Here is a 14,904-nt window from a genome sequence, read left to right as displayed (position 1 = left end):
CACGCGTCAGGCGGGCTCGCTCATCAGCGCGTCGTCGAGCTCGTTGGCGCGGATCGCCGCCGGCCGCGACACCGCGCGGCCGAGAAAGGCCATGAAGGCGTCGCGCTTGGGAATCGTACCGAACATCGTGCCCCAGGCGAGATGCGCGCCGACATAAAGATCGGCCGCGCTGAAGCGCTCGCCGGTCAGCCAGCGCTCGCCGAGCCCGCTCACCGCGCTTTCCAACGTGTCGATCGTCCGTTCGTAGCAGCCGAAGCCGAACATCCGCTGTTGATCGCCACTCGGCTCCCAGCCGGCGGCGCGGGTGGTCACCGCCTGCTCGAGCGGCCCGGCGGCGAAGAACAGCCAGCGATAATAATCGGCACGGTCATCGACAGGCGGCGTCAGGCCGGCGTCGGGAAAGGCGTCGGCGAGATAGGCGCAGATCGCGGCGCATTCGGTCACCGTACGCCCCTTGTGAACGATCGAGGGCAGCTTGGCCATAGGATTGATCGCGCGATAATCGTCGCTCTTCAGCCCGCTCTCATAGTCGAGCACCACCGTCTCATAGTCGGCGCCGACCTCCTCGAGCATCCATCGGGCGATCCGCCCGCGCGATTGCGGATTGGTGTAGAAGACCAGATCGCTCATTACCCTCTCCTTCTCGTTGAAACCTCTGACCAATTCCTCAGTCGTCAGAGCGCCGTTCCGAACAGCGCCAGCATCCGCGCCCAGGCCTTCTCGGCTTGCGCCTGGTTGTAGACCCGGCTGTCGGGCGGGCACCAGCCGTGCATCGCGCCGGCATAGACCTCGATCTCGGCGGGAACCTTGGCGGCGGTGAAGGCCTCGCGCAACTTGTCCTTGTCGGTCGGCGAGCGCTGGTCGTCGTTCTCGGCGATCGCGAACAGGTAGCTACCCTTGAGGCGCGGGACCAGCAGGTGCGGGCTGTCGGACGCGTCGGTGACAAGCGCGGCGCCGTGGAAGGAGGCCCCCGCCCGCACGCGGTCGGAAACCGCGGCGGCGGTGCGGAGCACCATCGGGCCGCCCATGCAATAGCCGGTGGATGCCAGACCGCGTCTGGCGTCGACCTCCGGCTGCGCGTCGAGGAAGGCGATGAAGGCCTTGCCGTCGCCGACGACGGCGTCGGAAGTCAGTTTCGCACGCCAGGGCCCGATCCGCTCCCGCACCGCCGGCTGGTCGAACGACTCGCCGGGGGCGAGGAACGGCGCCTTGGTCGAGCGGTAGAACTGGTTGACGGTCAGCACGGCATAGCCCGACTGCGCGAGCCGATCCGCCATCTGGCGGAAGGCCGGGCGCAAGCCCATGATGTCCGGCCATATCAGCACACCGGGATGCTTGCCGCCGGTCGGCGCGACGAAATAGGCGTCGGCCTTGCCATCGGGGGTGTCGACGGTGACGTCCCGGCCGGCGACCTCCTTGGCGTTGGCTGGCAGCGGAAGCAGCAGCGAAAGGCCGGCGGCGCCGGTCATGACGCCGAAGCGACGGCGGGTAAGCACGTCGCTCGCCAGCAGGCGGCTATTGTCGTCGGCGGTCAGTTCGTCGCACATCCGGGGCTCCTTTCCGCTCGGCCGGGAATCGGCGGCCGTCGTCGGGGGAGCTTATCGTTCCGGAGGGTTCAGGTCACGCGGGGCCTTAGCCCCTCCCCCTCAGGGGAGGGGCTAAGGGAGAAGCCTACTGCTTGAACAGCGTCTCGGCGGTATGCTCGACCGGGGCCTCGTCGCCCTCGCCCGCGGCGATCTCGGCATCGCGTGCGGCCTGGTCGCGCTCGGCGCGGAGCTGTTCGATCAGCGCCTCGCGGTCGCCCGCGAGCCGCTCGTCGGTCGGCGCCTCGAGGCCCGCCGCCTTGGCAGCCTTGGCGACCAGCGCGTCGAGCTCGCGCTGCGAGCATAGGCCCAGCGTTACCGGGTCCTTGGGCACGATGTTGGCGATGTTCCAATGCGTGCGGTCGCGGATCGCGGCGATGGTGTTGCGGGTGGTGCCGATCAGCTTGCCGATCGCGCCGTCCGAGATCTCCGGATGGTTGCGGATGATCCAGGCGATGCCGTCGGGCTTGTCCTGGCGCTTGGAAACAGGGGTATAGCGCGGGCCCTTGGTACGGCGGATCTGCTCCGGCCCCTTCTGCATCTTGAGGCGATAGTCGGGGTCGTTCTGACCCTTCTCGATCTCCTCCATGGTGAGTTCGTGCGCACGCACCGGATCGCGGCCGGTGAGCTTGGCAGAAGCGGTATCGTCGGCGATCGCCTGCACCTCCAGGATATGGAGGCCGCAGAATTCGGCGATCTGCTCGAACGAGAGCGAAGTGTTGTCGACCAGCCAGGAAGCGGTCGCGTGCGGCATCAGCGGCTGGGCCACGAAAAATCCTCCGGAAACAATAAGGGCCGCCCCTCGCGGAGCGGCCGTGTCGTGGCGTGTGACTTAATCCGCATGGGCCGGAATGGCAAGCGCGGGCCTCTCGCAAGAGGCGCGCTCCAATGCGGCGGACGACATCGTTTGACGGAGATGCTCTCCCACGATAGCCATATTTTGCATATCTAAACCACATGATGAAAATGGAGAGGCGGTGTGGTGATTGATGCCTTGAAGCTACGGTTGAGGCCGCCCGCCCTACTGCTCGCCGCGGCGTTGCTACCGCACGCGGCATCGGCACAGGACCGCCCGCCAGGCCGAGAATCCCGCCGCGCCGGTCAAGACCTTCGGCCGCGTCTCCTATGATGCGCGCTCGCTGATGATCGACGGCAAGCGGCTGGTGATCTGGTCGAGCGAGTTCCACCCGTTCCGCCTGCCGAGCCCCGACCTGTGGCGCGACGTGCTCCAGAAGATGAAGGCGAGCGGGTTCAACACCGTCGCGCTCTATTTCGACTGGGGCTATCATAGCCCGAAACAGGGCGTGTACGACTTCACCGGCATCCGCGACGTCGAGCGGGCGCTGACGATGGCGGAGGAGGAAGGGCTCTACGTCATCACCCGCGCCGGGCCTTATGTGAATGCGGAGTTGACGCGCGGCGGCTTCCCCGGCTGGCTGGTCAACCAGCGCGGGCGGGCGCGCACCGACGATCCCGCCTATCTCGCCGCCGCCGACGAGTGGCTGACCCAGGTGAACGCGATCATCGCGCGCCACCAGATCAACGGCGACGGCAAGGGCCATCACGGCACCGTGATCCTGCACCAGATCGAGAACGAGCTGGCGCTGACCACGCCGGCGCAGCGGCGCTACATGGATCATCTCTACACCAAGGCGCGCGCCGACGGCATCACCGTCCCCATTTTCCATAACGATCAGGGCCGCAACGGCTATTGGGTGCCGGAAAGCTCGACCGTGCCGAACGTGGTGAAGGGGCCGAACGACCTCTACGCTTTCGACGGCTATCCCGGCGGCACCTGCACCGTCGCCGGCCGGCCGACCCGGGAATCGGCGGCGCCCGACTGGGGCTTCTACGGCCCCGGCGGGGCGAAGGGCGGCGCCTCCGCCTCCCCCGACACGCCGGGTTTCCTCGCGGAGTTCGGCGGCGGCTGGTTCGACTATTGGGGATCGAACGGCGGCTACGAGTGCAACGCCATCCAGCGCGGCAGGCGGTTCCAGCGCGTGTTCTACGGCACCAACCTCGCCAACGGCATCGACATCCAGAGCTTCTATATGGGCTTCGGCGGAACGAGCTGGGGCTGGCTGGCCGCGCCCGTCGTCTTCACCAGCTATGATTACGGCGCCGCCATCTCGGAGACGCGTGCGCTTCGTCCCAAGGCCGAGGAGCTGAAGCAGCTCGCCGGTCTGATCGCCTCGGTCCCCGACCTCGCCGGCATGGTCCCGGCCGGGCCGGCGACTGCTTCCTCACCCAATATCCAAGTCTATCACAATCGCAGCCCGGAGAGCGACGCGCGCTTCCTGATGGTGACGCACCGGCCGTCCAACGCCGCGACCGACGACCGCTTCACTATCACCGCCGACCTGCCCGACGGCCGCTACAGCTTTCCGCAGTCGGAGCCGATGCGGCTCGACGGCTTCGACGCGAAGTGGCTGGTGGCGGGGGTGAGCCTCGGCGGACAGCGGCTGGTCTATTCCACCTCCGAGCTGCAGGCGGCGATGCGGCAGGATGGCGGCGACCTGATGCTGCTCTATGGCCGGACCGGCGAGCGCGGCGAGACCGCGCTGCGCTATGCCGCCGCGCCGACGGTGACGGTGACCGAGGGCGACGTCCGCCACCGCTTCGACGCCGCCAGGGGCGACCTGGTGCTCGACTATGCCCATGTCGGCCTCGCCCGCCTGCGCATCGACGGCGGCGGGCGGCGGCCGCTCACCCTGCTGCTGACCGACGAGGCGGGCGGCGCGCGGTTCTGGCGCCACGACACCGCGGCGGGGCCGGTGCTGGTGCGCGGGCCGGCGCTGGTCCGCACCGCCGTGGCGCAGGGATCGACGCTGGCGCTCACCGGCGACACCGCCGCCGCAACACCTTTCGAACTGTGGGCGCCGGCGCGGCTGCGCACCGTCACCTGGAACGGTGCGCGCCTAGGGCTGACGGATGGCACCGCCGGCAGCCGCAGAACGACGCGGCCGCTCGCCGGGCCGGCCGACTTCGCCCTGCCGGCGCTCGCCAGCTGGAAGGTGAAGTCCAGGACCCCCGAGGCGGCGCCCGATTTCGACGACGGCGGCTGGCAGGCGATCGACAACCGACCCTATGCCAGCATCACCGCCCGGCCCGATGGCCAGCCCAACATGCTGATGGACGCCTACGGCTTCCACGAGGGCGACGTCTGGTATCGCGGCCGCTTCGCCGGCAGCTCGAATGCCGAACGCATCCGGCTCCATTACGGCGCGGGCGGTTCGGGGCTGGTGCAGGTCTTCCTCGACGGCAGGTTCATCGGCCAGGACGAGACACCCGGCGGTCTGCCGCGGCCGATCACCACCGGCGTCGCGGAGCTCGCGCTGCCCGAGGTGGCGCGTGCGCCCGGCGAGCATGTGCTCTCGGTGATGGTCCGCAACAACGGCCACAATTGGGATCTCGACGCCGACGACTTCCACAAGGAGGCGCGCGGCCTGATCTCGGTCTCGATCGAGCCGCGGACGGGGCCGAGCTTCGCCGTGCCGATCGCGTGGAGGATCCAGGGCCGCCGCGGCGGCGAGGTGCTGGCCGATCCGGTCCGCGGCGTCGCCAACAACGGCGGCCTCTACGGCGAGCGCGTCGGCTGGCACCTGCCGGGCTTCGACGACAGCGCCTGGACGACGGCGACGCTGCCGGCCGCCGAAACGCAGCCCGGCACCAGCTGGTACCGGACCGAATTCACCCTCGACGTGCCCGAGGGCCAGGACGCCACGATCGCGATCCAGCTCGGCGATCCTGCCAGGCCGCGCTCGCCGGTCGACTATCGCACGCTGCTGTTCGTGAACGGGTGGAACATGGGCCAGTTCATCGCCCATGTCGGCCCGCAGCGGACCTTCCCGGTCCCCGAGGGCATCCTCAACCACCGCGGCCGCAACCATATCGCGCTGGCGGTCACCTCGGACGGCAAGCCCGGCAATGCGCTGGAAACGGTTCGGCTGGTGACGCTGCGCAACGTCAAGGGCGGCATTCCCGTCCATATGGTCGCGGCGCCCTCGCGCCCGTCGGAGCTCAGATAGCCGGCCGAAGGTCAGCTCGGCACCGCAGCTGTCGCCGGCGGCGGCGGCGTTGGGCCGCCATCGTCCTCCCGAATAGTCGCGGCAGCAGGTCTCGCCTGCTCGCGCCATCTAGCCAGGCCGGCTGTTATGACTTATAGTATGAATACTATTCTCATATTTTAAGATAATTTGCCCAAAGAGGCGAGCCACAGGGAGAGAGAAATGCTGTCGAAATCATTCCCGTCGTCCTCGCACCTGCGGCCGAGCGTATCCGCTGCGGCGCTTACACTGATGCTGATGGCCTCGTCTGCCATCGCGCAGACCACGGCTCCGGCGGACCAGGCGACTGCCCCCGCGCAGGAAGAGGACATCGTCGTCACCGGCTTCCGCGCCTCGCTCAGCACCGCGCTCGCCGAGAAGCGGCAGGAGACCGCCGCCGTCGACAGCATCCTGGCCGAGGACATCGGCAAGTTCCCCGATTCGAACCTCGCCGAATCGATGCAGCGCATTCCCGGCGTGGCGCTCGCCCGCGGCGATGGCGGCGAGGGGCGCAACATCTCGGTGCGCGGCCTCGGCGCGCAGTTCACCCGGGTGCGGATCAACGGCATGGAGGGAACGTCGCAGACCGGCGGCTCCGACATCTTCGGCGCGGGCAACAGCGGGCGCAGCTTCGACTTCAACGTCTTCCCGACCGAGATCTTCTCCGCCCTGACGGTGCGCAAGACGCCGTCTGCGGACGTCGAGGAAGGTTCGCTCGGCGCCACCGTCGACCTCACCGCGCCCAAGCCGTTCGACACCGGCAAGCCGTTCGTGTTCTCGGCAACCGCGCGCGGCGTGTGGAACGAGCTGTCGAAGAAGGTCGATCCGCGCGTGTCGATGCTGGTGTCGAAGCAGTTCGGCGACAGCGGCTTCGGTATTCTCGCCTCGGCCGCCTATCAGAAGCGCAACCTCCGCGAGGTCGGCTATTCGGCGGTCGACCTGCTGCCCGCCAACGTCAACGGCGGCTTCTGCTCGCCGATCGGCTACTCGCCACAGAACCCGGGCAACGACGGCTCGCGCGGCACCGACACGACGATCCGCGGCGTCACGCCCACCATGTGCAGCACCGGCAACCCGCGCACCGGCTCGGTCGAGGCCTATCAGACGATCCAGGACCTGCGCCGGGCGGATGCCCCGAACACGCCGGGCAGCGGCGCCTTCTTCCCGCGCATCCCGCGCTATGTGAATTCCGAGCAGGACCAGGAACGCATCGGCGGCACGCTGACGCTGCAGTTCAAGCCCGACGACGCCACCGACATCTCGCTCGACCTGCTCTATTCGCGCTTCGAGGTGACGCGCCGCGACGACTATATCGCCGGCCTGTCCTTCGCGCGCTCGATCTCGAACAACGGCCAGCCGATGGTGTCGGTGCGCGACGTCGAGTTCGACCAGAACGGCTCGCTCGTCTACGGCCTGTTCGACGGCGTCGACGTCCGCTCCGAAGGGCTGGTCGACCATTTCGTGTCGACGTTCAAGCAGGCCAACCTCAACTTCAAGCGCCGCCTCAACGACTCGCTCGAGATCAGCGGCGTCTTCGGCCTCAACCGGTCGGTCTGGGACGGCAAGGAGCGCCTCCAGACCTTCATGGACGTGATCGACAGCGACAATTTCTCGATCGACTATCGCGGCGGCGGCACCGTACCGACGATCGGCTTCGGCTTCGACGTCTCGGATCCCAACGCCTTCATCTACGCTCCAAGCCCCGCCGACGGCACCGTGCTCGGCGGGTTCAGCTTCCAGGGCAGGCCGCAGAAGAACACGACCGACAATTTCACCGGCGAGGTCAACCTCAAGTGGACGGTGAGCGACGCCTTCGCCGTCAGGGTCGGCGGCCAGTATCGCGAAAGCCGATTCCACCTGGTCTCGCTGCGCCCCTACAGCGCGGACCTGACCGTGCACGCATTGCCCGCCGGGACCAGCCTCGCCAGCATCACGCGCCAGATCACCGGGCTGGACGATCTGTGGGGCCATGGCGCGCCGGCGAGCTGGGCGGCGATCGATGCCGATCGCTGGGCGGAGACGTTCGACTTCGACAGCGTCCGCTATTGCGGGGCCGAATGCGGCGGCGTCGACACCCGCGTGAACGAAGAGATCAAGAGTGCCTATGTCATGGGCACCTTCGATCTCGGCGACCGGCTGGGCATTGGCCTGCGCGGCGATGTCGGCGTGCGCTACGTCAAGACCGACATGCGCTCGTCGGGCTATATCCAGGTCGCCCCGCCCGCCGGCATCACGTCCCCGACCAATCTGGTCGGGCAATATGCGACCGCATCCACCGGCTATGACGACTGGCTGCCGTCGGCCAACATCGTCATCGAGCCGATGGACAATCTGCTGATCCGCCTGTCCGGCGCCAAGGTGATGGCACGGCCAGAGCTCGGCCTGCTCGCACCGACCAGCGGCGTCAATGCGGTCACCCGCGTCGGCAACATCAACAATCCGTTCCTCGACCCTATCCGCGCCAATACCTTCGACGCGGCGGTGGAGTGGTACTTCCGGCCCGGCTCGCTGCTCTCGGTCGCCTTCTTCTACAAGGACATCAAGAGCTTCATCCAGAACATCAACAGCCAGATCCCGTTCAACCAGCTGGGATTGCCGGACGCCCTGCTGGAAGGGAGCAACACCGCCCCGACCGAGCTGTTCAACATCTCCCAGCCATTCAACACCCCGGGTGGGCCGCTGAAGGGCGTGGAGCTCAACGCGCAGGTGCCGTTCACCTTCCTCCCAGGCTTCCTCCGCAATTTCGGCGCGTTGGCCAATTACACTTATGTCGTCTCGACCATCGACTATTGCCTCGCCAGCACCGCCGGCGAGTGCACCGTCAGCACGACGGACGACCTGGTCGGCCTGTCGAAGAACACCGCGTCGGGCACGCTCTATTACGAGGACAGGAAGTTCAGCATCCGCGGCACGGTGAACTGGCGCGACCGGTTCATCCGCGGCCTTCCGGCGTCGCAGGGCAGCGACATCCAGGGCAATGCGCCGACGCTCTATGTCGACGCCTCCGCCTCCTACAACGTCACCGACAACATCAAGCTGATCGTCGAGGCGCAGAACCTGACCGACGAGCAGAACCGGCTCTACATCGACAGCACCCGCCAGGACACGCTGTTCGAAACCAGGATCGGACGCACCGTCAGCGCCGGCGTGAACGTCCGCTTCTGATGCACCACCTCCTCAACTCGGCCGCCGGCTCCCGCGGGATCGGCGGCCGATTTTTCGTCGCGAGGTAGGCATGAACGCAGACAAGCCAGCCCGCGCGATGCGGCTTTGCCGACGCGAGGCCCTGGGCCTGCTCGCGCTGTCCGCCTTGCCCGCGCCGCTCCTCGCCGCGTGGCGAAGGGACGGCGCGCGGCCCGGGCCGTACATGCTCGGCGCCGACATCTCGTGGATCGCCGAGGACGAGGCGGCAGGCGCGCGTTATTTCGTCGGCGGGGTCCAGCGCGATCCGGTCGAGATCCTCGAGGATGCCGGCTTCAACTGGATCCGGCTGCGCATGTTCGTCGACCCTGCCCGCGGCTATTCGGCGCGGGCGCCGGACCGGGCATGGGGCGGGCTCGCGCGCACGGTCGAGCTCGGGCGGCGGATCAAGGCGGCTGGCATGGGGCTGGCGCTCAGCTTCCACTTCTCCGACACCTGGGCCGACCCCGAACACCAGGGAGTCCCCGCCGTGTGGCGCGGGCTTGACCTCAGCCGGCTGGCCGGCGCGGTGGAGGCGCATGTCCGCGACAGCCTCCGCGCGATGCGTGCGGGCGGCGCGCCGGTCGACATGGCGGTGATCGGCAACGAGATCACCTTCGGGATGCTCTGGCCCCATGGTCGGGTGCGGCTCGCGACGCCGACAGGCAATCCGGTCACCGACGCCAATCACCGGAACGTGGGAACGGTCGGCGGTTTCGACGCGCTGGCGCTGCTGCTGCGCGCGGGGATCGCCGGTGCCAGGACGGCCGAGCCCGCCGTGCTGATCCAGCTCCACAACCACCTCGGCCGGCACTGGCCGATCGTGCGCGAATGGACCGACGCCCTCGTCGCCCGCGACGTCGACTTCGACGTGATCGGCCTCTCCTGCTACCAGCAGCTGGCGCAGGGCGACTGGGAGCGGACCTTCCGCAATTTCGTACGGCGCTATCCCGACAAGGGCCTGCTCGTCGCCGAATATTCGAGCCGCAAGCGCTCTATCAACGATCTGGTCCATGCGCTGCCGGGGCGGCGCGGCTGGGGGACGTTCATCTGGGAACCGACCCGGCACCAGGAGGCGGTGTTCGACCTTGACGGCCGCAACGCCGGCGGCGGGCCCAAGCCGGACCTGCTCTCCCAGGGGCTGAACGGCGCCGAGGCGCCCGGAGGTCTCGCCGCCGCCGCCGCGCCGCCAGTCCCTTCTCTTCCGCGCCTCGGCCGCGGCGGCGATTATCGGGCGAATGCGTGGCTCGACGAATATCGCCACATGGCGAAGGACTATGGCCTGAGATGAGGGGCGCGGCATGAAGACGTTCGGGCTTTTCCTTGCGCTGCTGCTCCTCGCCTATCCCGCGCTCGCGGGCGAGCGGATTGGCTTCGACCAGGGCTGGCGCTTCCACCGCGGCGACGTGGACGGTGCCGAGCAGCCGGCCTACGCCGACACGGGCTGGGTGCCGGTCGACCTGCCGCACGACTGGGCGATCGCCGGCCCGTTCGACCGCAACGCCCCCGCCACCGGCTCGGGCGGCTGGCTGCCGACCGGCGTCGTCTGGTACCGCAAGCACTTCACCCGTCCGGAAGGCAAGCGCGTCTTCATCGAGTTCGACGGCGTGATGGAGCGCTCGGGCGTGTGGGTGAACGGCCGGCACGTCGGGCATCGGCCGAACGGCTATGCGCGCTTCCGCTACGAGATCACCGAGGCCCTGCGGCCCGGCGACAATGTCGTCGCAGTCCGCGCCGACACCAGCGCCCAGCCCGCCTCGCGCTGGTATGCCGGCGGCGGCATCTACCGCCATGTCCGGCTGATCACGACCGGCGACGTCCATGCCGATACCGACGGGATCGCCGTCACGACGCCGCACGTCGATCCGCAGCGCGCGACCGTCGCGATCAAGGTGGCGGTGGCCAACCAGGCGAGCGACGACCGCTCGGCGCGCCTCTTCGTCGAGATCGTCGACCCGACCGGCCGCACCGTCGCCCGTGCGAGCACCCCGCCCGGGCCGCTCCCGGCCGGCCGCACCGTCGAGCTCGCTGCCGAAACCGAGGTGACGACCCCGCGCCGCTGGGACATCGACGATCCCGCCATGTATCTGGCCCGCGTCCACGTGGTCGGGAGCGACGGGACGCTGCTCGACGTAGAGCGCGTCCCCTTCGGCATCCGCGACATGCGTTTCGAGGCGGCGACCGGCTTTTGGCTGAACGGCCGCAACATCAAGCTCAAGGGCGCGGCGATCCATGCCGACGGCGGCGCGTTCGGCATGGCGGTGCCGCTGTCCTTCTACGAACGCCGCCTAAGCAGGTTGAAGGCGCTCGGCGCCAACGCGATCCGCACCGCGCATCATCCCTTCGCGCCCGAGTTCCTCGACCTATGCGACCGGCTCGGCCTGATCGTGATGGACGAGGCGTTTGACATGTGGACCGTCGCCAAGTCCCCGCAGGACTATCACCTGTTCTTCACCGATTGGTCGTCCATCGACGCCCGCGCCTTCGTCCGGCGCGACCGCAACCATCCGTCGATCGCGATCTGGTCGATCGGCAACGAGATCCACGACACGACCTATCCGCTTGTCGCCCAGTCGATCATCCGGCGCCTGAAGGCGATTTTCCACGAGGAGGACCCGAGCCGCCCCGTCACCATGGCGCTGTTCCGCCCCAACACCACGCACGATTACGAGAACGGCACCGCCGACCTGCTCGACGTGATCGGCCAGAACTATCGCGAGACCGAGCTCGCCAGGGCCCACGCCGACAAGCCGAGCCGCCGGATCATCGGCACTGAGAACAGCAAGAACCGGGGAAGCTGGCTCGTGGTCCGCGACGATCCGGCCTATGCGGGCATGTTCCTGTGGACCGGCGCCGACTATCTGGGCGAGGCCGATCGCGCCGGCTGGCCCGCGATCGGCAATCCTGCGGGCCTCGTCGACCGCACCGACCGGGTGAAGCCGATCGGCTGGGAGCGCGCGAGCTGGTGGTCGGCGGCGCCGGTGGTGAAGATCGCCCGCCGCATCACGCCGGTGATCGACACCAGCGAGCTGCCCATCATGGTCGGCGTCGCCATGCCGCAACCCAAGGGGGCGGGCGCGCTCGCCGACTGGTCGCCCGTCGACCGTATGCCGCATCGCGAGACGGTCGAGGTCTACAGCAATGCTCCCGAGGTCGAGCTGGTCCTGAACGGCCGCTCGCTCGGGCGGAAGCCGCGCCCCGCCGACGGCAGCGCACGGCAATGGCAGGTCGACTATGCCCCCGGCACGATCCGCGCGATCGGCTGGGACGGCCGCCGCAAGCTCGGCGAGGAGGCGCTCCACACCGCCGGAGCACCTGCCGCGATCCGGCTGGTTCCGGAAACCCGCCGGCTGGGCCACGGCTTCGATGCGGTCGGCTTCGTGCGGGTCGAGGTGGTGGACAGCGCCGGAACGCTCGTGCCCGACGCGGCGACGCCGGTCACCGTCGCGGTGTCGGGCGGAAGCCTCGCCGCGTTCGACAATGGCAGCAACACCGATCACACGCCCTTCGCCAGCCCGGCCCGCAACGTCCACGAAGGCCAGGCGCTGGTGATGGTGCGGCTCGCCGACGGTGCCGATATGATCCGCGTCAGCGCCACCGCGTCGGGATTGAGGTCGGCAAGCGCGACGATAGCGGCGGCGCGATGAACGCGATCCGGCGCCTTCTCGCGGGAGTGCTGCTGCTCGCCGCGTTCGCCTGGGCGCCGGCTCGCGCCGCGCCGCTGGTGCGCTTCGATGCGACAGGGCCGGGTCCCGTGCTGGCGGACGCGCGCGGCATCGCCCACGTGGTGACCTCGCCGCGCGATCACGAGGTGGTCCGCATCGCCGCCGCCGACCTCCGCCGCGACCTGGAGCGCGTCAGCGGCGCGCGCGGAAACAACGGGGCCGAGATCTGGCTCGGCACGCTCGGCCGTTATCCCGCGATCGATCGCCTTGCGAAAGGAGGAGCGATCGACGTCGCCCGGCTGCGCGGCGCATGGGAGAGCTTCGTCATCGCCGTCGTCGAACGGCCCGCTCCCGGCGTGCCGGCCGCGCTGGTGATCGTCGGCAGCGACCGCCGCGGCACCGCCTACGGCGCCTACGAGCTGTCGCGCGCGATCGGCGTCTCGCCCTGGCACTGGTGGGCGGACGTGACGCCGGAGCATCATCCCGTGATCCGCGCCGCACCGGGCGCGAGCCGTTTCGGCCCACCGTCGGTCAAATATCGCGGTATCTTCCTCAACGACGAGGACTGGGGCCTTGAGCCCTGGGCGGCGCGCACCTTTGAGCCCGAGCACGGCACGATCGGTCCCAAGACCTACGCTCGCCTGTTCGAGCTGATGCTGCGGCTCAAGGCGAATCTCCTATGGCCGGCGATGCACAAGGTCACCCGCCCCTTCAATGCCGATCCCGCCAATGCCCGGCTCGCCGACCGTTATGCGATCGTGATGGGATCGAGCCATGCCGAGCCGATGCTGCGCAACAATGTCGGCGAATGGAAGGGCCCCGCCGAAACCTATAATTACGCCGCCAATCCGGAGGGCGTTGCCCGCTACTGGCGCGAGCGGGTGCAGGCCAACGCGCGTTACGAGAATGTCTGGACGCTCGGAATGCGCGGCATCCACGACAGCGGTATGATGGGCCCTGCCACCGATGCCGAGCGCCGCCGCCTCCTCGAGCGTATCTTCGCCGACCAGCGCGCGATGCTGCGCCGCCACGTCGACCGCGATGTGGCGCGCGTGCCGCAGGTGTTCACGCCCTACAAGGAGGTGCTGAATCTCTATCGCGGCGGGCTCGCCGTGCCCGACGACGTGACGCTGATGTGGCCGGACGACAATTTCGGCTACATCCGCCACTTCCCCGACGCGGCCGAGCGGCGGCGGAGCGGCGGGTCCGGCGTCTATTACCACCTTTCCTATCTCGGCGCGCCGCTATCCTATCTGTGGCTTTCGACCACGCCTCCGGCACTGATCCGCGAGGAGCTGGGACGTGCCTTCGACCTCGGCGCGCGGACGATGTGGGTGGCCAACGTCGGCGACCTCAAGCCCGCGGAGCTGGCGACCGACTATTTCCTCCGCCTCGCCTGGGACGTGCCGGGCACGCGCGCACGGCCAATCGACGCCGAGGTTGCCGGCTGGGCCGGCGAGACGATCGGGCGCGATGTCGCGGCCGAGATCGCCGGCATCATGGCCGAATATCACCGGCTGAACTTCGCGCGGCGCCCGGAGCATCTCCAATGGTGGCTGCCCGGCGAGGTGCCGCGCCCGAGTCCGCTGGACCCGGCCGACGCCGATATGCGGCTTACCGCGTTCGAGCGGCTGACGGAGCGCGTGCGGATGCTCGCGGCCCGGATCGTGCCCGATCGCCGGAATGCCTTCTTCGAGCTGGTCGAATATCCGGTCACCGCGTCGGCGCTCGCCAACGCGCGTGTGCTCGAGGCGGAGGCGCACGACCGCCTGCGCGACACCGATCCGGCGGAAGCCGGCCGCCGTGGTGCCGCGGCACGCGCGGCCGACACCGCCCTCGCCGAGCTCACCCGCCACTACAACGAGCAGGTCGCGGGCGGCAAATGGCGCGGCATCATCGCGGTCGAGCCGGCCGACGGCCAATGGCGCCGCTTCCGCATCACGCCACCGGTCCTGCCGGCGCCCGCTGCCCTGCCCGCCGATGTGGAGCCGCCGCATCGTCTTGCGCCTCCATCCCGCCTCGCGATCGAGGCGGATGCGGCCGAGGGGACACCGGCCGGCTGGCGTGTCGTCGACGGACTCGGTCGGGACGGCGCGGCCGTCACCGCTGTCCGGCCCACTCGGCTCGCCTATACCGTGACCCTGCCGCCCGGCCGCTGGCGAGCCGTCGTCGAGGTGCTGCCGACCTATCCGAACGGCGAGAAAGAGCCGTTCGGCCTCGCCCTTTCAGTCGACGCAGGTCAGCCCGTCAGGCTCGCGGCCGAGCGGCGGACGGGCGATGCCGCCTGGGCGCGAGCCGTGCTCGACAATCGGATCGATCTGGTGCTGCCGGAGCCTCTGTCCGGCGGCGACCACCGTCTTTCGGTGGCGTTGGACGGCCCGGGCGTCATCCTCGACCGTATCCGCTTCGATCCGGTTCCGGCGCCATGAA

General features: G+C 69.0%; 8 protein-coding genes. 5 read left to right on the top strand and 3 right to left on the bottom strand.

The window, feature by feature from the left end:
* Positions 1–6: 6 nt before the first annotated feature.
* From ACMGER_RS07945 to ACMGER_RS07935, 3 genes are all read right to left on the bottom strand, one after another.
* The gene (locus ACMGER_RS07945) at positions 7–630 is read right to left on the bottom strand and encodes a glutathione S-transferase family protein (RefSeq protein WP_436811539.1); all 624 of its coding nucleotides are present in this window, start codon (positions 628–630) and stop codon (positions 7–9) included.
* A 44-nt stretch (positions 631–674) separates the two neighbouring features.
* Positions 675–1,547, bottom strand: coding sequence for a dienelactone hydrolase family protein (locus tag ACMGER_RS07940; protein ID WP_436811538.1), 873 nt, complete (start codon positions 1,545–1,547; stop codon positions 675–677).
* A gap of 124 nt (positions 1,548–1,671) precedes the next feature.
* Complete coding sequence (locus ACMGER_RS07935; protein ID WP_436811706.1) at positions 1,672–2,337, bottom strand: cell cycle transcriptional regulator TrcR; 666 nt, start codon at positions 2,335–2,337, stop codon at positions 1,672–1,674.
* Between the two features lie 388 nt (positions 2,338–2,725).
* Between ACMGER_RS07935 and ACMGER_RS07930 the strand changes: the two genes are divergently transcribed.
* From ACMGER_RS07930 to ACMGER_RS07910, 5 genes are all read left to right on the top strand, one after another.
* Positions 2,726–5,611 carry a glycoside hydrolase family 35 protein gene (locus tag ACMGER_RS07930; RefSeq protein WP_436811537.1) on the top strand — a complete coding sequence of 962 codons (2,886 nt, stop codon included), beginning with the start codon at positions 2,726–2,728 and terminating at the stop codon, positions 5,609–5,611.
* Positions 5,612–5,812: 201 nt separating this feature from the next.
* On the top strand, positions 5,813–8,794 hold the full coding sequence (locus ACMGER_RS07925) for a TonB-dependent receptor (protein ID WP_436811536.1): 2,982 nt from the start codon (positions 5,813–5,815) through the stop codon (positions 8,792–8,794).
* A gap of 70 nt (positions 8,795–8,864) precedes the next feature.
* Entirely contained in the window at positions 8,865–10,100 is a 1,236-nt protein-coding gene (locus ACMGER_RS07920) for a glycosyl hydrolase 53 family protein (RefSeq protein ID WP_436811535.1), read from the top strand.
* 10 nt (positions 10,101–10,110) lie between these two features.
* Positions 10,111–12,456, top strand: coding sequence for a glycoside hydrolase family 2 TIM barrel-domain containing protein (locus ACMGER_RS07915; RefSeq protein WP_436811534.1), 2,346 nt, complete (start codon positions 10,111–10,113; stop codon positions 12,454–12,456).
* Positions 12,453–14,903, top strand: a complete 2,451-nt coding sequence (locus ACMGER_RS07910) for a glycosyl hydrolase 115 family protein (RefSeq protein ID WP_436811533.1) — start codon at positions 12,453–12,455, stop codon at positions 14,901–14,903. The genes ACMGER_RS07915 and ACMGER_RS07910 overlap by 4 nt, the downstream gene beginning before the upstream one ends.
* Position 14,904: the final 1 nt, after the last annotated feature.

It is taken from the genome of Sphingomonas astragali, from assembly GCF_051400615.1.
Classification (GTDB): Bacteria; Pseudomonadota; Alphaproteobacteria; order Sphingomonadales; family Sphingomonadaceae; genus Sphingomonas.
The sequence above is the reverse complement of the archived record's forward strand: the minus strand, read 5'-3'. Positions and strand labels throughout refer to the sequence as shown.